The organism is Saccharopolyspora sp. NPDC003752 (genome assembly GCF_053605825.1).
Window position 1 is genome coordinate 16,854 of record NZ_JBSGJZ010000038.1, and the last position, 18,797, is coordinate 35,650.

At 71.7% G+C, this 18,797-nt stretch carries 18 protein-coding genes; 6 read left to right on the forward strand and 12 right to left on the reverse strand.

The genetic code is table 11. The annotated features are described in order from the left end of the window. Positions 1–127: 127 nt before the first annotated feature. From ACWEV3_RS34280 to ACWEV3_RS34310, 7 genes are all read right to left on the reverse strand, one after another. The gene (locus tag ACWEV3_RS34280; protein WP_452617869.1) at positions 128–1,666 is read right to left on the reverse strand and encodes an amino acid permease; all 1,539 of its coding nucleotides are present in this window, start codon (positions 1,664–1,666) and stop codon (positions 128–130) included. Between the two features lie 260 nt (positions 1,667–1,926). Further along, positions 1,927–2,850, reverse strand: coding sequence for a cation diffusion facilitator family transporter (locus ACWEV3_RS34285; protein ID WP_452617870.1), 924 nt, complete (start codon positions 2,848–2,850; stop codon positions 1,927–1,929). 109 nt (positions 2,851–2,959) lie between these two features. Next, entirely contained in the window at positions 2,960–4,204 is a 1,245-nt protein-coding gene (gene manA / locus ACWEV3_RS34290; protein WP_452617872.1) for a mannose-6-phosphate isomerase, class I, read from the reverse strand. A 106-nt stretch (positions 4,205–4,310) separates the two neighbouring features. Further along, positions 4,311–5,390, reverse strand: coding sequence for a hypothetical protein (locus tag ACWEV3_RS34295; RefSeq protein ID WP_452617873.1), 1,080 nt, complete (start codon positions 5,388–5,390; stop codon positions 4,311–4,313). Positions 5,391–5,395: 5 nt separating this feature from the next. Then, the gene (locus ACWEV3_RS34300; protein ID WP_093267122.1) at positions 5,396–5,611 is read right to left on the reverse strand and encodes a Trm112 family protein; all 216 of its coding nucleotides are present in this window, start codon (positions 5,609–5,611) and stop codon (positions 5,396–5,398) included. A 70-nt stretch (positions 5,612–5,681) separates the two neighbouring features. Continuing rightward, a complete protein-coding gene (locus tag ACWEV3_RS34305) occupies positions 5,682–7,031 on the reverse strand; it encodes a phosphomannomutase/phosphoglucomutase (RefSeq protein ID WP_452617874.1) in 1,350 nt (449 codons plus the stop codon). A 103-nt stretch (positions 7,032–7,134) separates the two neighbouring features. Next, positions 7,135–7,497: a DUF3499 domain-containing protein gene (locus ACWEV3_RS34310; RefSeq protein WP_452617875.1), complete on the reverse strand. Its 363-nt coding sequence runs from the start codon at positions 7,495–7,497 to the stop codon at positions 7,135–7,137. A 262-nt stretch (positions 7,498–7,759) separates the two neighbouring features. Here ACWEV3_RS34310 and ACWEV3_RS34315 point away from each other — a divergent pair, with 262 nt between their 5' ends. Beyond that, complete coding sequence (locus tag ACWEV3_RS34315) at positions 7,760–8,233, forward strand: metallopeptidase family protein (RefSeq protein WP_177226553.1); 474 nt, start codon at positions 7,760–7,762, stop codon at positions 8,231–8,233. 215 nt (positions 8,234–8,448) lie between these two features. On the opposite strand, the gene pdxR is transcribed toward ACWEV3_RS34315, so the two are convergent. Continuing rightward, positions 8,449–9,867 carry a MocR-like pyridoxine biosynthesis transcription factor PdxR gene (gene pdxR, locus ACWEV3_RS34320; protein ID WP_452617876.1) on the reverse strand — a complete coding sequence of 473 codons (1,419 nt, stop codon included), beginning with the start codon at positions 9,865–9,867 and terminating at the stop codon, positions 8,449–8,451. A 47-nt stretch (positions 9,868–9,914) separates the two neighbouring features. Between pdxR and ACWEV3_RS34325 the strand changes: the two genes are divergently transcribed. Further along, positions 9,915–10,385: a carboxymuconolactone decarboxylase family protein gene (locus tag ACWEV3_RS34325; RefSeq protein WP_452617877.1), complete on the forward strand. Its 471-nt coding sequence runs from the start codon at positions 9,915–9,917 to the stop codon at positions 10,383–10,385. Between the two features lie 69 nt (positions 10,386–10,454). On the opposite strand, the gene ACWEV3_RS34330 is transcribed toward ACWEV3_RS34325, so the two are convergent. Together ACWEV3_RS34330 and ACWEV3_RS34335 are read right to left on the reverse strand one after the other, a co-directional pair. Continuing rightward, on the reverse strand, positions 10,455–13,526 hold the full coding sequence (locus tag ACWEV3_RS34330) for a glycosyltransferase (RefSeq protein WP_452617878.1): 3,072 nt from the start codon (positions 13,524–13,526) through the stop codon (positions 10,455–10,457). A gap of 109 nt (positions 13,527–13,635) precedes the next feature. Next, entirely contained in the window at positions 13,636–13,866 is a 231-nt protein-coding gene (locus tag ACWEV3_RS34335) for a WhiB family transcriptional regulator (RefSeq protein WP_165968123.1), read from the reverse strand. Between the two features lie 567 nt (positions 13,867–14,433). Between ACWEV3_RS34335 and ACWEV3_RS34340 the strand changes: the two genes are divergently transcribed. The 4 genes from ACWEV3_RS34340 to ACWEV3_RS34355 all read left to right on the forward strand — a co-directional run bounded on the left by ACWEV3_RS34340 (position 14,434) and on the right by ACWEV3_RS34355 (position 18,140). Next, entirely contained in the window at positions 14,434–15,192 is a 759-nt protein-coding gene (locus ACWEV3_RS34340; protein WP_452617879.1) for a site-2 protease family protein, read from the forward strand. A gap of 70 nt (positions 15,193–15,262) precedes the next feature. Beyond that, positions 15,263–16,255 carry a 2-phospho-L-lactate transferase gene (gene cofD, locus ACWEV3_RS34345; RefSeq protein WP_452617880.1) on the forward strand — a complete coding sequence of 331 codons (993 nt, stop codon included), beginning with the start codon at positions 15,263–15,265 and terminating at the stop codon, positions 16,253–16,255. Further along, positions 16,252–17,595: a coenzyme F420-0:L-glutamate ligase gene (locus ACWEV3_RS34350; protein WP_452617881.1), complete on the forward strand. Its 1,344-nt coding sequence runs from the start codon at positions 16,252–16,254 to the stop codon at positions 17,593–17,595. The genes cofD and ACWEV3_RS34350 overlap by 4 nt, the downstream gene beginning before the upstream one ends. Then, the gene (locus ACWEV3_RS34355) at positions 17,592–18,140 is read left to right on the forward strand and encodes an NUDIX hydrolase (RefSeq protein WP_452617882.1); all 549 of its coding nucleotides are present in this window, start codon (positions 17,592–17,594) and stop codon (positions 18,138–18,140) included. Before ACWEV3_RS34350 ends, ACWEV3_RS34355 begins: the two co-directional genes overlap by 4 nt. Here the strand turns inward: ACWEV3_RS34355 and ACWEV3_RS34360 are convergent, their stop codons facing one another. Together ACWEV3_RS34360 and ACWEV3_RS34365 are read right to left on the reverse strand one after the other, a co-directional pair. Beyond that, complete coding sequence (locus tag ACWEV3_RS34360; protein ID WP_452617883.1) at positions 18,141–18,539, reverse strand: type II toxin-antitoxin system VapC family toxin; 399 nt, start codon at positions 18,537–18,539, stop codon at positions 18,141–18,143. Next, positions 18,536–18,793 (reverse strand): FitA-like ribbon-helix-helix domain-containing protein, encoded by a 258-nt coding sequence (locus ACWEV3_RS34365; protein ID WP_452617884.1) that lies wholly within the window; start codon positions 18,791–18,793, stop codon positions 18,536–18,538. Before ACWEV3_RS34365 ends, ACWEV3_RS34360 begins: the two co-directional genes overlap by 4 nt. Between the last annotated feature and the right edge of the window lie 4 nt (positions 18,794–18,797).

Sequence of the window (18,797 nt, forward strand, 5' to 3'; positions counted from 1 at the left end):
GCCTCCATGATCCGGAGCCGGACGGCGGAGATCATCACTCAGCCAGGTGAACATTTGTTCGAATCGCAGGCGAAAAAGCGGCGCCGCCCTCCGAGGGCGGCGCCGCTTCGATCGGTCAGCCAGTCGGCTAGTCCTTGGAGCCCCCGTCCTGGGGCACCGCACCGCCTGCGGCCACCTCACCGGCCTGGCGCTGGGCCAGCCGCGAGTGCTTGCGGCCGTACAGGAAGTAGATCACGACACCGGCGACCATCCAGACCACGAACCGGACCCAGGTCAGGGCGGTCAGGTTCAGCATCAGCCAGAAGCAGGCCAGGATCGCCAGGATCGGCACCAGCGGCACCAGCGGGGCCCGGAAGCCGCGCGGCAGATCGGGCCGGGTCCTGCGGAGCACGATCACGCCGAGCGAGACGAGCACGAAGGCGAACAGCGTGCCGACGTTGACCATCTCTTCCAGCTTGTCCGCCGGGAAGAAACCGGACGCGACGACCACGACCGCGCCGACCAGGATGGTGGCCCGGACCGGGGTGCCGTGCTTCGGGTCGGTCTTGGCCAGGCCGCGCGGCACCAGGCCGTCGCGGGACATCGCGAACAGCACGCGGGTCTGCCCCAGCAACAGCACCATGACGACCGTGGTCAGGCCGGCCAGGGCGCCGACCGAGATGATCGCCGCCGCCCAGTTCACGCCGTGCTGGGCGAAGGCCGTGGCCAGCGTGGAACGGCTGCCGTCCTCGGCGGTCGCGAGGTCGGTGTAGGGCACCATGCCGGTGACGACCAGCGCGACCGCGACGTAGAGCACGGTGACGATCGCGAGGCTGCCGAGGATGCCGCGGGGCGCCATCTTCTGCGGGTTCTTGGTCTCCTCCGCCGTGGTGGCCACGATGTCGAAGCCGATGAAGGCGAAGAACACCAGCGATGCCGCGGCCAGCAGGCCGAAGACGCCGTACGTGCTGGTCTCACCGCCGAGGATCAGCGACAGCAGCGACTGCTCCAGCTTCGGGCCTTCCTCGGCGGCGGTCTGCGCCGGCGGGATGAACGGGCTGTAGTTGGCCGCGTTCACGTAGGCCAGGCCGACCACGATGACCAGCAGCACCACGGCCACCTTGATCAGCGTGATCACCAGGCTGACGCGGGCCGACAGCTTCGTGCCGAGGGCCAGCAGGGTGCACAGCACCACCGTGAGCAGCACGGCACCCCAGTCGAACTGCAGCGGGCCCAGCGGCAGGACCGTGGGCACCTCCAGGCCGATCAGCTTGAGCACCTGCTCCAGGTAGATCGACCAGCCCTTGGCCACCGCGGCCGCCGCGACGGCGAACTCCAGGATCAGGTCCCAGCCGATGATCCAGGCGATGAACTCGCCGAACGTCGCGTACGAGTAGGTGTACGCGCTGCCCGCGACCGGAACGGTGGAGGCGAACTCGGCGTAGCACAGCGCCGCCAGCCCGCAGGCGATCGCGGCGAGCACGAACGCCAGCGACACCGAGGGGCCGGTGACGTCACCGGCGGTTCGCGCGGCGAGCGTGAAGATGCCCGCACCGATGACCACGGAAACCCCGAAGACGATCAGGTCCCAGGTTCCGAGGTTCTTTCGCAGCTTGGTGTCCGGTTCGTCGGTATCCAAGATGGATTGTTCGACCGATTTGGTTCGCCACAGCCCAGTGCCTGGCACTGTCGCCTCCCTCATTGAGCCCAAATGGTGGGTCCGCACCCTAACGCGGCAGTATCTCGATCGAAACCAGCTGACTTGAGCCCGCCACCCGTTTCGTTAACTCCTTGTAATGCAAACACGCCCTGGTCTTACCCCCGGAAGCAGGATGTCTGCCCGTTTCACCTACGTACGGTGATCGATCGGGAACCCCTCGACGTCACACAGGCACATGATGTCGGGGATCCCGGTCCGGGGCAGCACCTGGCTCGTCGACGCGGCGGTCACGCGGTCGCGGCGCGGCCCCGCTCCAGGTCCGGTTCGAGGTAGATCAGCCGGGCCGCGGGCACCTTCGCCCGGACCCGCGCCTCGGCGCCGTCGATCTCGGCCGCCACCTCGGCCACCGACAGCGACGGGGCGAGACCGATCTTGGCGGCGATCAGCAGCTCCTCCGGGCCGAGGTACTGGGTCCGGATGTGGATCACCTTCTCCACCCGCTCGGCCTCCAGCTGGCCCACGATCTCGTCGAGCACGTCGCGGGTCGCGCCCTCGCCGATGAGCAGGCTCTTGGTCTCGACGATCAGCACGATCGCGATCGCCCCCAGCAGCACGCCGATGCACGCGGTACCGATTCCGTCCCAGACCGGGTCGCCGGTCAGCGCGGTGAGGCCGACGCCGCCGAGCGCGAGCACCAGGCCGATCAGCGCGCCGAAGTCCTCCAGCAGCACCACCGGCAGCTCCGGGGTCTTGGCCTGCCGGATGAACTGCCACCAGGTCAGCTCGCCCTTGATCGCCTTCGATTCCCGGATCGCGGTGATGAAGCTGAAGGTCTCCAGGCCGATCGCGATCAGCAGGATGACCACCGCCACCCACGCCGAGTGCAGCGGCTCGGGGTGCTGGATCTTGTGGATGCCCTCGTAGAGCGCGAACACCGAACCCAGGCTGAACAGCAGCAGCGCGACGACGAACGAGTAGAAGTAGCGGTCCCGGCCGTACCCGAAGGGGTGTTCCGGGGTGGGCTTGCGCTGCGAGGTCTTCTGCCCGAGCAGCAGCAGTCCCTGGTTCGAGGTGTCGGCGACCGAGTGCACCGCTTCCGCCAGCATCGACGAGGAACCGGTGAACAGGAACCCGCCGAACTTGGCCACGGCGATGCCCGCGTTCGCGGCCAGCGCGGCCAGGATGGCCTTGGTTCCGCCTCCTGCTGACACGATGTATCTCCCGATTCGGTGTGCGGGGAGGCCGGTGCCCGGCCCGATGACGGGAGAAATCTACCCGCTGGCCCCGCGCCGGGGGATCAGGTCCGCGGAACCGGCGACCTCAGAACACGCCCGCGGCGGCGCGGAAGACCTGCGCGCTGCCGTCGGCGTCGAGCTCGACCGGGTGCACCTCCACCGCCGGGTCGGATGCCGCCAGCCACACCGAGTGGCCGCGTTCCAGCACCAGCTCGCGCGGCAGCGACCCGTTGCCGTTGGTCAGCCGGACGCGTCCCCTGGTGCACAGGAGTATCTGCGGCCCGGGCGAGTCCAGCCGGACCGCGCCGCCCTCGGCCGGCGTCCAGTCCAGCCTGGACAGTTCGAACTCGTCGGCCGGCGTCCGGTAGGCGGTCAGGTTGGCGTCCAGCGACTCGCCCTTGAGCACCCGCATGTCGCCGCAGGCGAAGTCGAGGACCCGCAGCAGCTCGGGCACGTCGACGTGCTTGGGCGTCAGGCCGCAGCGCAGGATGTTGTCGGAGTTGGCCAGGATCTCGATGCCGGTGCCGTGCAGGTAGGCGTGCAGGTTCCCGGCGGGCAGGAAGATCGCTTCGCCGGGCTGGAGCACGATCCGGTTCAGCAGCAGGCTGGCCAGCACTCCGGCGTCGTTCGGGTACGCCTCGCCGAGTTCGAGCACCGTCCGGCACTCCAGCCCGAACTCGCCGTGCTCCCGCACGTGGGCCACGCAGGCTTCCAGCAGGTCCGGCAGCACCTCGCGCAGGTAGTGCTCGGGGAGCGTGATCCAGGTGGTGAACAGGGCGCGCAGGCCGTCGGCATCGGGTTGCGCGGCCAGCAGTTCGCGGTGGGCGCGCAGGCTCGGGACGGCGAGCTCGTCGAGCAGGCGCACGGTCCGCTGCGCGTCGCGGAACCCGGCCAGCGCGTGGAACTCGGTCAGCGCGCAGATCAGCTCGGGCTTCGCGGTGGGGTCTGGGTAGTTGCGGTTGGGGGCGTTGCGGGCGATACCCGCTCGCTCCTCCTGCTGGAAGCCCTCTGCCGCCTGCGCCGCGGACGGATGCGCCTGCAGGCTCAGCGGCTCGTCGGCCGCCAGCACCTTGAGCAGGAACGGCAACCGGCCACCCCAGCGGTCCACGCACGCCGGGCCGAGGTGGTGCGCCGGATCGCTGTCCAGCAGGGACAGCAGCGACACCTCTTCCCCGCCGGACCGGACCACCCGCGACGGGTCACCCGGGTGGGCGCCCATCCACAGCTCGGCTTCGGGGTGCGGCGTGGGAACGGGCCGACCGAGCAGATCAGCAATAGCGGTACGCGAGCCCCACGCATAGGGGCGCACCGCGTTCCGCAGTAGCTCCACAGTCGATTCTCGCTTCCTCGTCCTAGCGTCTGCTCGTGCCCGACGCCCAGCACAGCACACCGCGCCGGACCGGCGGGCGGCATCGGGGCATCCCCTGAACTTTCCCTCAGTGAACCGCCATCGCCGGCCAGCCGGGCCCGTTCAAGGTTCCGGCGGCCAGCCCCAGGTACACGGCGGCCAGGTCGAACCGGGCGGCCAGTGCCGCGGACCGCAGCACGGCGTCGTCGCCCACCGACTCGCCGGGCGTGACCAGGTCCGCGCTGGGCAGGTCCCGCGTCGCGGCTCGTTCGAATGCCTCCCCCCGCGCGTCGTACCGCGCGCTGACCAGGAACACGCGCAGCAGCGCGCCCGGGTTGTCCTCGGGGTCGGCGAACAGATCCGCCTCGGAGCCGACCGCGGCGGCGGCGCGGTGCAGCGCCCGCTCGGTGGCCGCCTGCGGGTAGTCGGCGACGCCGCAGGCCACGCCTGCGTGGCAGCCGAGCGCGAACGCGCCGTGCGCCGCCACTGCCGTCGACACCGGGTCGAGGCCCCAGAGCAGCGGGGCGCGGTCGGCGAGCCGCAGGGCCAGCGACTTCGCGGGGTTGACCAGGGATTCGTGGCTCGGGTGCGCGCGTTCGGCTTCCCGGTCCAGCACGCCGGCCAGGCTCTCGGCGTCGAAGTGGAGCAGGCCGAGGGCGCCGAGCATGCTGAGCCCGGCCGCGAAGACGTGTGCGAACGACAGCGCCGGTGGCACCGGTATGCGCGGCGGGAGCAGCTTGGCGCGGCCTGCACCGGCGGCCGCGACCGGGCCGTCGGCCGGGGCGGCGAGCACGACCGACGCACCGCGACGGCAGGCCACCGAGACCGACTCGGCCAGCGCCGCGTCGCCGACGTCGTCGGTGTGCGCGAAGACGACGTCCAGCGCGCCGACCCACGCCGGGACCGATTCGGCGATCACCAGCGGGACCGGGCATCGCGGCCCGGCCAGGGCCGCCAGCAGGCTGCAGACGCCCGGGCCGACGCCGGGGCGCGCCAGCAGCACCACGGCGCGCGGGCGCCCGTCGGCGAGCTCGGCCAGGTCCGCTTCGCTCGCCCTCTCCACCGCGGCCCGGACCTGCGCCCCGGAGAGCGCGGCGAGCCGCAGCAGGCCGCCGGAATCCACATCGGCCAGCCTGGCCGGGTCGTCGAAGAGACTGTCGTCCAGCACGAACGTCACCCCTCCCCGGCCGCGCCAGGGGCCGGCCCCCCGACCGCCTCGTCCAGCAGGAGCACCGGAATTCCGTCCCGGACCGGGAAACCACGGCCGCAGGAGGTGCAGGTCAGGTAGTCGGCCTGCGCGTCATCGCCGAGCCCCGGCCGCAACGGCGCGTGCTCCGGGCACGGGCATGCCAGGATCTCCAACAGCTGTGGTTGCAGGTCAACGGCCACTTTTCCTCCCAAACTCACCCGCGCCGACCTCGCGGGCACGCACTCCTGCCATCGCGGCGACGCCGGGTCGTCATCCTCGGACGACTGCCAGCACCTCATCGCGCAGCGCGGCCATCGCGTCAGTGTCCCTTGCCTCCACGTTGAGCCGGAGCAGCGGTTCGGTGTTGGACGGGCGAATGTTGAACCAGGAGCCGTCCGCCAGCTCCACGGTAAGCCCGTCGAGCTCGTCCACACGAGCGCCATTGCGGTCACCGAAGGCCTCGGCCACGGCGCGCATCCGGTCCTGCTGGTCGTCGACCGTGGAGTTGATCTCGCCGGAGGCGGCGTACCGCGAGTAGTCGGTCATCAGCTCCGAAAGCGGCTGGTCCTGGCCGCCGAGCGCGGCGAGCACGTGCAGCGCGGCGAGCATGCCGGAGTCGGCGCGCCAGAAGTCGCGGAAGTAGTAGTGCGCGGAGTGCTCGCCGCCGAAGATCGCCCCGGTCTCGGCCATCGTCTGCTTGATGAACGAATGCCCGACGCGGGTGCGCACCGGCTTGCCGCCGTGCCCGGCGACGATCTCGGGCACGGCCTTGGAGGTGATCAGGTTGTGGATGATCGTCCCGCCGGGCTCCTTGGCCAGCTCGCGCACCGCGACCAGCGCGGTGATCGCGCTCGGCGAGACCGGTTCGGCGCGCTCGTCGACCACGAAGCAGCGGTCGGCGTCGCCGTCGAAGGCCAGCCCGGCGTCGGCTCCGACCTCGCGGACCTTGGCCTGCAGGTCGACCAGGTTCGCCGAGTCGAGCGGGTTGGCCTCGTGGTTGGGGAAGGTGCCGTCCAGCTCGAAGTACATCGGCACCAGCTCGATCGGCAGGCCGTCGAAGACGGTCGGCACCGTGTGCCCGCCCATCCCGTTGCCGGCGTCGACCACGACCTTCAGCGGGCGGATGCCTCTGATGTCGACCAGTTCGCGCAGGAAGGCGGCGTATTCGTCGACGAGGTCGCGATGGGTGGTGGCGCCCTTGGCGCCCAGGAACTCCGGCACGCCGTGCGCGACCAGCTCCTGGATCTCGGACAGGCCGCTGTCCTGGCCGACCGGGGCGGCCCCGGCGCGGCACAACTTGATGCCGTTGTAGCGGGCCGGGTTGTGGCTGGCGGTGAACATCGCGCCGGGCAGGTCGAGCCGCCCCGAGGCGAAGTACAGCATGTCGGTGCTGGCCAGCCCAATGTTGATCACATCGACACCCTGGCCGGTGACGCCTTCGGCGAACGCCGCGGCCAGTCCCGGCGAGGATTCCCGCATGTCGTGTCCGATGACCACCGCCGGACCACCCACGAGCCGGGTGAAGGCGGCGCCGATCTCCCGCACCACGTCGGCGTCCAGGCCGTCACCGACCACCCCGCGGATGTCGTAGGCCTTGACGATCCCCGACAGGTCCCGCACGCTGCACCCTCCCCGTTCCGCGTCCGACGACGTGGCTCGAAGCCTACCGGCGATCGAGGGCGCGGTGGCGCCAGCTCGACGCACGCGAGCTGTTCGTCACGATCTATTCACCGTCGATCGGATCGGGCAGGGCGCGCAGATGTCCGCGCCGGCTACCACCCGGGGCGAGGCCCTGGACCTCGACCGGCCGATCCGGCCGACCTGCTTCCCGCACGGCCTCCGCTAACGCGGTCAGGTCGTCGTCGGAAGGTTCCGGTGGCGCGAATTCGCCTTCGTGCCGCACGACCTCCCAGCCTTTCGGCACGGTGAGCCGCAGCGCGTGCGCTTCGCACAGGTCGTAGCTGTGCGGTTCGGCGTAGGTGGCGAGCGGGCCGACGACCGCGGTGGAGTCCGCGTAGGCATAAGTGAGCGTGGCGACGGCCGGGTTGGTACACCCGGTCCGCGAGCAACGCCTCACGCTCCGCACGACACGCACGATAGCGCCCTCCCTCCGGCGCGCGGCGCAGGCACGCGGAAACCGCTCGCGACAGCCCGCGCGAGCACCGGTTTCCGGCAGTCAGCTCTGCGCGAACAGCCGGCGGCACGGTGGTCGATTTGCGTGGGTTGTCCAGTCTTCGGAGCCTGGCGGCGATCGACGTCGCGCACGGTCCTGGGCATGGCGGGTGGCGGAACGCGAATCCTCCCGACGCTTGTCCCGACCTTGACCGCCGAAGGCGTACCCTCGGCCCGTGGTGACCGCACGTGGATCTCGGCGTCGAAGCCGCTTCCGCCGGGACCGGCGGGGCCGTGGCCTGCGCGGACCGCTGTACCCGTCCTCGGTTCCGGTATCGCGCAGCCGTTCGCAGCGGTTCGACGCGCTGGTGCTGGAGGCGCTCGAACCGATCGAACAGCGCTGGCACGCCGAGCTGACCCAGCTCGACGTGGCTGTCGACGAGGTACCCGAGATCACCAGCACCACCCCGGAGAAGCTGGTCTGGGACGACGACGTGGTGGTGGACGCCAACGTGCCGCTGGCCCGGCTCGTCCCGGCGGGCGTGGACCGGCGCGGCCTGCCGACCCGGGCGCGCATCGTGCTGTACCGGCGGCCGCTGGAAGCGCGGGCCCGCGACGGCACGGACATGGCGGACCTGCTGCACGACGTGCTCGTCGAGCAGGTCGCGACCTACCTCGGGCTGGATCCCGACGTCATCGAAGGCCAGTGATTCGCTTGTTGCAAACTCGTCCTGCGTGGCGGTGCAAGTAGCGGGACCTCAGGCGCCTTCTCGCTGTGGGATCCCCGACACACGTATGACCAATACGACGCGTCGGGGCTGTCCTCGCGAGAAGACCCCTGAGAACCCGCGGCGGTGCACGTTGCATAGGCGAGCTAAGCGGCTGCGCCGCTTCAAAGACAAAGGGCCGCCCTACCGCATCCCACTCACGACCGCACTTCGCTCAACGCATCCGCCAGCGCGTCCAGCGCCGAGGCGTACGCGTGTTCGGGCGGCGTGGCGTAGCCGACGACCAGCCCGTCCATCGCGGGCATCGCGGCGTCCGGGTGGCGGAAGCCGGCGAGCCCGTCCAGGGCGAGGCCCCGCCGGGCCGCGGCCGCGACAGCGGAGCGCTCGGAGCCCGGGGGCAGGCGGAGCACGGCGTGCAAGCCTGCGGCGACGCCGGTCGCGGTGACGTGCGGAGCACGTTCGAGGAGCCTCGCGACGAGCTGGTCTCGGCGGCGGCGGTAGCGCTGGCGCATGCGGCGGACGTGGCGGTCGTAGTGCCCGGAGTCGACGAAGTCGGCGAGGGTGAGCTGGTCGAGGACGCTGGCCCAGGCCTCCCGTTCGCCCTTGACCGCCAGCACGTCGTCGACCAGGTGCTCGGGCAGCACCATCCAGCCGAGCCGAACCGCCGGCGACAAGCTCTTGCTGACCGAGCCGACGTACAGCACGCGGTCCGGGTCCAGGCCCTGCACCGCGCCCACCGGTTCGCGGTCGTAGCGGAACTCGCCGTCGTAGTCGTCCTCCAGGACCAGCCCGTCACGGGCCCTGGCCCAGTCGACGACGGCGGCGCGTCTGGCCGGATGCAGCGGGCCGCCGGTCGGGAACTGGTGCGCGGGCGTCAGCAGCACCGCGCGCACTCCCTTGCGGGACGGCAGTTCGTCGACGCGGGGCCCGTACTCGTCGAGCTCGAGCGGGATGGTCTTGATCGACGCCTGGTGCAGCAGTTCGCGGTGGAAGGCGAGGCCGTAGGACTCCACGGCGAGCGGTCCGCGCAGGACACCGGGGCACAGCAGGCGTAGCGCGTGCGCGAAGCCGGAGCAGATCACGATCTGGTCCGGTCGCGCCCGCACGCCGCGGACCCGCGAGAGGTAGTCGGCGAGCGCTCGCCGCAGCTCGGGCCTGCCTTGCGGGTCACCGGGGCCGAAGGCCTCGTTCGGCGCGGCGTTGATGGCTCGCCGGGCCGAGGCCAGCCAGGCGGTGCGCGGGAACGATGCGGCGTCCGGCTGGCCCTGCCGCAGGTTGTGGACCGGCTCGGCGACACTTCGCGCCTCTTTCGGAGCACGGGTTGGTTTGCGCGGTTCGGCGCGCTGCGCGACGCGGGTGCCGGAGCCCTGCCGGGCGGTCAGCCAGCCCTCCGCGATGAGCTCGGCGTAGGCGGCGGCGACGGTGTTGCGGGCGAGGCCCAAGTCCGCGGCCAGCGAGCGGTACGGCGGCAGCCGCGTGCCCGGCGCCAGCCGCCCGGACCGGATCGCGTCCCGCAAGGCACCCATGAGCACCGACCGGCGACTGCCCGGACCCGACAGGTCCAGGTGCAGGTCGCTGCCCGTCCGCTCGGCCGAATTGACCCAAGAATCTGACACGTGAATGCACTCTACGACCGGTCGATTCGCGCCATAGCGTGGAGCGCATGACGAACGACGAAACGAAGCGACTCGACTTCGCGAAGTCCGCGCCGAAGGCGTTCAAGGCCCTGATCGGGTTCGACACCGCGGCGCGGGAGGGCCTCGACCCCGCGCTGGTCGAGCTCGTCCAGATCCGCGCCTCTCAGCTCAACGGCTGCGCGTACTGCCTGCACATGCACACCACGGACGCCCGCAAGGCCGGGGAGAGCGAAGAGCGGCTGCACATGGTGCAGGTGTGGCGGGAGGCGCGCGGCTTCTTCACCGAGGCGGAGCTGACCGCGCTGGAGCTGACCGAGGCCGTCACGCTGGTGTCCCAGGGCGGCGTGCCGGCCGACGTCTACGCCCGCGCCGCGGAGCACTTCGCGGAGCCGGAGCTGGCCCGGCTGCTCGCGCTGATCTTCACCATCAACACCTGGAACCGCATCGCGCTCAGCACGGCGAAGGTCCCGGGCACCGACGAGCGCACCGCCGCCTGACGATCCGGACCGGTTTTTCCCAATTCTCGGGCGCAATTGGGAAGAACCCGCACCGGGCGGCGCTGCGGCTCAGGTGCTCCTGGGCTTCGCGCGGCGGCGTTCGGGGAAAGCCGCGACGAGGGCGAACAGGACGAACGCCAACTGCACGCCGAGGAACGCGGTGCGCGGCACCTCCGTGTAGCCGACCTGGACCTCGGCGGCGTTCTCCGGCAGCGGGATCGCCACCTGGTGGCCCCAGGCCGTGGCCAGCGGGAACGTCCGGCCGTCGATCCTGGCGTACCAGCCGGGCTCGTTCTCCGCGCCGAGGACCAGCGCCCGGCCGGCACCGCCCTCGGACATCCGGACCGTGAACAGCGGCAGCCCGGCGGCCACCTGCAACGGCCTCGCCTCCGGTGTCGGCGCGGGCTCGGTGCGCGCCTGCCGCGCGAGGTCCGGCCCGAGCAGCTCCACCGGGCTGTTCGGCAGCAGCAGCCGCAGGACGCGGCGCCCGTCGGGCAGCCGCCCGTGCTCGGCGACCAGCCCCGCAGCGACTGCAGGCAGCCGGGAATCGTCCGGTACCGCGATGAAACCGACGCCGCGGGCCGCCGACGCCGCGAGCGCGGCGCGCGTCCGCGCGGGATCGCCGGACTGCAGGTCGTCGTCGACCCGGCGGAGCCAGTCGACGGCCGTGCCGACCGGCGCGAGGTCATCGTCGCCGAAGCGGGGCACGGTGCCGTCCACGAGCCGCGCGGGTTGCGGCCCGGGGTCGAGGACCAGCAGCGAACCGGGCAGATCCGCCGCGATGGTCGACTGGGCTCGCAGCGGCCCGCCGACCGTCGCGAACGCGGCACCGGTCGTCAGCCCCAGCAGGCCGACCACCAGCGCCGGCAGCAGGATCTTGCCGGACACGCGCGGTTTCCGCGCCACCAGCACGATCCACCCGCACCCGGCCGCGGCGATCACCAGCGGTCCGCCGGTCCAGCCGGTCGTGCTCGGGCCGCCGGTGATCGGTTCGGCGGCGAGGTTGTCCACCATCGCGGCCAGCGCCCAGCCGAAGACCGCGACGGCCGCGCCCGGCAACATCCGCGGAGACCAAGCGGTGACCAGCGCGGCGACCGCAGCGAGCGCGAACAACGCGCCGACCAGGCTCGCCGGCGACCCATCAGGGCTCAGCGCCAGCAGCCAGGCACCCGCCGGGGTCTCGGTGATCCGCGCACCTAGGCCGTGCAACAACATCTGCGGGTGGTGCAGGAGCACCGCGGGCCACGGCAGCAGGCACGCGACGGACAGCAGCGCCACCGCGACCAGCCCGGCCACCCGGCGCCGATCGCGCGAACCCGCGCTCGGCAGCACGACGAAGGCGATCAGGGTCAGCACGATGAACGCGATGTGCAGCAGCGGCGCGAAGGCGCCCAGCACCGCGAGGCCCAGCGCGGTCAGGCACGCCGTTCCCAACCACTTCCCGCCGGACTGCCCGAGCACCGAGACGATCCCGGCCAGCAGCAGCGGAACCAGGATGTGCGCGACCACGACGTCCAACCGGCCCTGCCCGGCGGAAAGCGAAGCCGCCGGTAGCAAGGCGTAAGCACCGGCCGCGACGGCTCGCCGCAGACGCGACACCGGGAGGGCGCGCGTCGCGAGGTAACCGCTGAGGCCCGCCAGCGGAGCGCCGAACAGCAGCAGCACCGACGCCACCACCGACGGTCCACCTAGGACGGTGCCGAGCAGCGCGAGCACCAGCAGCGACGGGGAAGCCGGCGTGCCGGTGCCGCCGTTGACCGGGTGCCAGGCCGCCAGGTAGTCGCGCCACGTCGTCGCCAGATCGGCCACCGGCAGCATCCGGCCGCCTTGCAGACCGGCCCCGAAGCGGTCGGCGATCAGTCCATTGGTGACGAGGGCGAACAGCACCAGCAACGCAGTCAGCACCACGGGCGGCGTCAGCACCAGTTCGCGCAGCACCCGCCAGCGGTCGACCGGCACGATCAGCAGGTCCCGCCGGATCGCGTCCCGCTTCAACGGCGACGGCTTCGGCGCCCCGACGTCCGGCACCGGCACCACGACCAGCCCCGACCGGCTCGGCTTGTCGGGCCGCGGCGCTTCGGGATCGGCCTTGATGAGCCAGCCCGTCGGCTCCCGCCCCAAGGCCAGATCGCGCCGCACCCGCTCCCGGACCAGGCCCTCGAACGACGTGCGCGCCCAGTTCCGCAACCGCGCCGGCCGGCTCGTGAACAGCCCCCGGACGCCATGCCGGACCGGGATCGTCGCAGCGCGCGAAGCCCGGCCGGCCAGCAGTTTCAACCGCCCGCCGAGCAAATCTCGCAGCACCGCGAACTCGGCGCCCGCCTCGCTCCACCGCCGCAGCGCCGCGAAGCCGCACATCCGCAGCAATGCCAGGCAGAACAGCCGCGGGAGGCCCAGCAGGAACGCCCACACCGGCGCGTTCACCAAGAACGTGCGAACCCGATCGGCCCGCTCCCCCGCTCGGGGGCCGCGCTTCGCGGCCGCATGCCGCATCCGCGCCCCGGGAACCCACCGGACGCCGTGCCCGTCCAGGTTGATCCGCCAACCCAGGTCGACGTCCGCGCTGCCGCCGAGATCCGCGTCGAAACCGCCGAGCTGCTCGAAGACATCCCGCCGCACCAAGGCACCGGCCGTGGTCACCGCCAGCACGCCGGACGAGGAGGGCGTTTCGCCGACGAGTTCCGGGTCCAGTTCGGACGGTCCGATGCCGGTCCGCCGGTGCCCGGCGGCATCCGTGCTCAGGCCCGCGTCCACCACCAGCCGGGGATCCGCCCAGTCCAACCCGAGCGGGCCGAGCAGCGCCGCAGCCGAATCCTCCTCGGCGGCGCGCAGCAAGCGCTCCAGGCATTCCGGCTCGGGTGCGGAATCGTCGTGCAGCAGCCACAACCAGCGCCCCGGATCGGCCCACTGCTTGGTCGCGTGCGCCAGGGCTTCCGCGACGGCGGCGCCGAACAGGGTGTCGCGCGGCATCGTGAGCACGTCGTCGACGACTCGGTTCGCACGCGCCCGCGCCAGGAGTTCTGCGGTGCGGTCCGCCGAACCGGTGTCGACGGCCACCACGTGCCGCGGCTTCTCCGTCAGGTCGCCCAGCGCTGCGAGAACCTCCGGCAGCCACGAATCGCCGTCGTGACAGACCAACACCGCCAGCACCGGCGCGACCAAAATGCCCTCCCGCTAACCTGATCCACTACCGCTGAACGGTAATGCACCAGGAGCGGAAGAAAACCCCCTCGAAACGAACTGCGGCCGATCAGACCGCGCGGCGCTTGAGCTTGCGGCGCTCCCGTTCGGACAGCCCGCCCCAGATGCCGAAGCGCTCGTCGTGCTGCAACGCGTACTCCAGGCATTCGGAGCGCACCTCGCAGCCCGCGCAGATGCGCTTCGCCTCCCGCGTCGAGCCGCCCTTCTCCGGGAAGAACGCCTCCGGGTCGGTCTGGGCGCACAGCGCGCGCTCCTGCCATTCCTGTTCGTCGTCGCCCATCTCGAACAGCTCGGCCAGGACGTCGAGTTCCGCCGCGGTGGCGTCCCCACGCTCCGCGAGGCGGCTATCTCCTGATTCCCACATCGTTTGGTTTCCCCCGATTTCTCCCGTTCCCGCCGGCCCTCCCCAGGGCCGGAACAGGACGCACTCCTGATCGCAGGTCGCCCGGCCCCCGTCGGCCGGGAGCCCCGCGCTTCGACGGCGGCGGCGCCGTCGCCGATCGACCGCACCGCCCGCCTCTCACCGCGCGCGGCACTTCGATCGACCCGTGCCCGACCGGGTCTCCCGTACCCGGTCGGCCGCCGCCTGCGACCATCCAACCGGTTTCCACCCGAGGAACGATCATTTCAGCGACGAATGACACTGCTGTGATTACACCCGTGTAGCTCCTTGCGGTCAAGCGGAGACCTTCCGTAGGGGGACAACCCCCGCAGGCCGCCCGATGGGCGCGTTCGGCGCATCGCCGGTACTCCGCGCGCAGCACCGGCAGGCCCCATGATCATGGATACCACCGCGCGGCCACCCGTGCCGGGGACGGCCCGCGAGTCGTTCGTGGACACTGGGGGCGTGAGCAAATCCGCGGTTCGAGTGAGTCCCTTGTTCCTCGGCCTGGTCGGGCTGACCGTGCTGGGCGGCGTGCTCGCCACGCTCGAGAACAACGCCGCCCGGGTCGGCGGTGTGGTGCTGATCGTGCTCGGCGGCTGGGCGACTTCGTTGTGCCTGCACGAGTTCGGGCACGCGATCACCGCGTTCCGCGGCGGCGACTGGTCGGTGCGCGCCAAGGGCTACCTGACGCTGGATCCCCGGCACTACACCGACCCCGTCCTGAGCATCGTGCTGCCGCTGATCTTCGTGGCGCTCGGCGGCATCCCGCTGCCGGGCGGCGCGGTGTGGATCAACCACCACGCGCTGCGGTCCCGGCGCACCGAGTCGATGGTGTCGCTGGCCGGGCCGCTGATGAACCTGGTGCTGGGCCTGCTGATCAGCGCCGCCGTCGCGGTCGTGCCGATGCCGACCGGGCTGGCGGCCGGGCTGTCCTACCTGGCCTTCCTGCAGGTGATCGCGTTCGTGCTGAACATCCTGCCGATCCCCGGCCTGGACGGGTACGGCGCGATCGAGCCGTGGCTGTCCGGCCCGGCGCGGCGGTTCGGCGAGAAGGCGCGGCCGTGGGCGCCGCTGGTGCTGTTCCTGCTGCTGATCGGGGTGCCGTTCGTCGGCCAGGCGTTCTTCGGGCTCGCGTACTTCGTCTTCGACCTCGTCGGCGGCGACACGCTGCACAGCTACCTGGGGCAGAGCATGTTCCGCAGCATCTTCGGTTTCCTGTGATGCGTCCGCCTGCTGGACCGTCACCAGGTTCACGCCCGGGCGCGCGGGCAGGCGTGCGAGGATCGGGGCCGTGAAGGTCGTAGTTCTGGTCGGCGGAGTCGGCGGCGCGCGTTTCCTGCTCGGGGTCAAAGCGGCGTTGGGACTGCCCGCGATCGGCGAACCGCAGCAGCAGTCCGAGCACGAGGTCACCGCGGTGGTCAACGTGGGCGACGACGTGTGGATGCACGGGTTGCGGGTCTGCCCCGACCTCGACACCTGCATGTACACCCTCGGCGACGGCATCGACACCGAGAAGGGGTGGGGCCGGGTCGACGAGACCTGGTCGGTCAAGGAGGAGCTGGCGGCCTACGGCGCCGAACCGACCTGGTTCGGGCTCGGCGACCGCGACATCGCCACCCACCTGGTGCGGTCCCGGATGCTGCGCGCGGGCTACTCGCTGTCGGCGGTGACCGAGGCGCTGTGCGACCGGTGGCGCCCGGGCGTGCGGCTGCTGCCGGTCACCGACGAACGGGTCGAGACGCACGTCGCGATCGACGATCCGGAGCACGGCGACCAGCGGGCGGTGCACTTCCAGGAGTGGTGGGTGCGGTACCGCGCGGAGCCGAAGGCGCACGCGATCGTGCCGGTGGGCGCGGACGAGGCGAAGCCGACGCCGGCCGTGCTGGACGCGATCGAGCAGGCCGACGTGGTGCTGCTGGCGCCGTCGAACCCGGTGGTCAGCATCGGGACGCTGCTCGCGGTGCCGGGCTTCCGCGCCGCGCTGCGGAAGACGTCCGCGCCCGTCGTGGGGTTGTCGCCGATCGTCGGCGGCCGGCCGCTGCGCGGCATGGCGGACGCCTGCCTGACCGCGATCGGGGTGGACAGCACCGCCGAGGCGGTCGGCCGGCACTACGGCTCGCGGCAGGACGCCGAGGGCATCCTGGACGGCTGGTTGGTGCACACCGGCGACAGTGCCGAGGTGCCCGGGGTGCGGGTTCGCGCCGTGCCGCTGCTGATGTCCGATGTGGACGCCACCGCCGCGATGGCGCAGGCGGCCTTCGACCTGGCCCGGGAGGGGCGATGAAGGATCACGCGGCCGCGGGCGGGTTGCAGCTGTTCGCGGTGGGCGGGCTGCCCGAGTTCGGCCCGGGCGACGACCTGGCCGCGTCGATCGCGGCGGCCGCGCCCTGGCTCAGCGACGGCGATGTCGTGGTCGTCACCAGCAAGGTGGTGTCGAAGGTCGAGGGCCGCATGGTGACCACGCCGCGCGACCCGGAGCTGCGGGAGAAGCTGCGCCGCGAGCTGGTGCTGGCCGAGGCCACCCACGTGCTGGCGCGCCGCGAGCGGTTCATGATCACCCAGAACAAGCTGGGCATCGTGCAGGCGGCCTCGGGCGTCGACGCCTCGAACGTGGCGCTGGACCAGATCGCGCTGCTGCCGGACGACCCGGACGCTTCCGCGCGCAAGCTGCGGGCCGGGCTCGCCGAGCGGCTCGGCGTGCAGGTCGCCGTGGTGGTGACCGACACGATGGGCCGCGCCTGGCGGGTCGGCCAGACCGACGTGGCGATCGGCTCCGCCGGCCTGCGGGTGCTGCACCGCTACGCGGGCGCCACCGATTCGCAGGGCAACGAGCTGGCGGTGACCGAGGTCGCGGTGGCCGACGAGATCGCCGGGGCGGCCGACCTGGTCAAGGGCAAGCTGGGCTCGGTTCCGGTCGCCGTGGTGCGCGGGCTGACGACCGCCGACGACGGGTCGACCGCCCGCGACCTGACGCGGCCCGTCGAGGAAGACCTGTTCCGGATGGGCACCGCCGAGGCGCTGGCGCAGGGCCGCCGCGAGGCGGTGCTGATGCGCCGCTCGGTGCGGGCGTTCGCGAACGGCCCGGTCGACGCCGACGCGGTGCGCCGCGCGGTCGGCGCCGCGCTGACCGCTCCCGCGCCGCACCACACCCGGCCGGTCCGGTTCGTCTGGCTGCGCGATCGTCCACTTCGGACGAAGCTGCTGGACGCGATGCGCTCCGCCTGGCTGACCGACCTGCGCGCCGACGGGCTCTCCGAGGAGGCCGCGCAGCGCCGGGTCGGCCGCGGCGACCTGCTCTACGCCGCGCCGGAACTGGTGCTGCCGTTCCTGGTCCGCGAGGGCGCGCACGACTACCCCGACGAGCTGCGCGCCGACGCGGAGCGGCAGATGTTCACCGTCGCGGGCGGCGCCGCGGTGCAGGGGCTGCTGGTGGCGTTGGCGGCCGAGGAGCTCGGCTCGTGCTGGGTGTCCTCGACGATGTTCTGCCCGGAGGTCGTCCGGTCGGCACTGGACCTGCCCGACTCGTGGGAGCCGCTGGGCGCGGTGGCGGTCGGCCATCCCGCGGAAGCGGGCGGCGGGCCACGGGAACCGCGGGAGCTCGACGGCGGATTGGTGGAGCTGTGAGCGGGCCGCACGCGGACGCGCTGCGCGTCCTCGGCGATTGGCGACCGGCCGATCCGCAGCAGGACGCATTGCGCCACGCCTTCCTGACCTTGCTGGACGCCCGCGGGGACGCCTGCCTCCGGGCCTGCGAGCCGGGCCACGTGACCGCGTCGGCCGTGCTGCTCGACGCGGCGGGCGAGAACGTGCTGCTCACGCTGCACCCCCGGGTGGGGATGTGGTTGCAGCTCGGCGGCCACTGCGAGCCGGCGGACACGTCGCTGGCGGGGGCCGCGCTGCGCGAGGCGACCGAGGAGTCCGGTGTGGACGGTCTGGTCGTGGACCCGGAGCCGGTGCACCTGGACGTGCACCCGATCACCTGCTCGCTGGGCAAGCCGACCCGCCACTTCGACGTGCGCTTCATCGTGCGGGCCCCGGAAGGAGCCGAGCCGGCCCGCAGCGACGAGTCCCTGGACCTGCGCTGGTGGCCGCTGAACGCCCTCCCCGAAGGCTCCGACATCGGCCCCCTGATGGCCGCCGCCCGCGCCCGCGGGTCTCACTTCCAGTGATCACTGAACAAGCCTGATTTCACAGCGAATCCCGGGGGCCCTGGCCAAGCGCTTATCACCTGTGACAAGCGGAAGTTCATGCACTTCAGCGACCGCCACGTATGCGGCATCGTAGGCCGACAGGTTGTGCCGCAGTTCCCAGATCCGGTTCCGCACCGCAGCAGTGAACTTCAGTTCCTGCACGTAGGCGACGTTCCAGCGCTCAAGGACATCGGCGGCATGGCCCTGATCAATCTTGCCGCCGACGACCAAACCTCTGAGAACATTGAGCATTTCAACAGGCTGATGCGGGGGAGCCGCCCAGCTCGTGTGCGCCCCGAGCAGTTTCCTGACCTGAGGGCCGCTGTGATTGGCTCCCAGGAAGAAGGAGACGAGTGTCGAGGTGTCGACAACGATCATGCAACACCCGCCTGATCGCCTGAGCCAGGCGCCTCACCACGCGCAGCGCTGACGGCCGTCACGATCTCGTCCATGCTGAGCAGGCCGCCACCCACTGGCTCCATCTCAGCCAGCTCCGCGTTGCGCGAGAATCGCGCCTCTCTTTCCAGCACCGACAGCAAGAAACCCTGTAAGGACTGACCACTCCGTTTAGCGGCGCGAGCAAGCAGGTCTCGGACATCTTCGGGCACATTACGAATCGTCAGAACAGTCATGCAT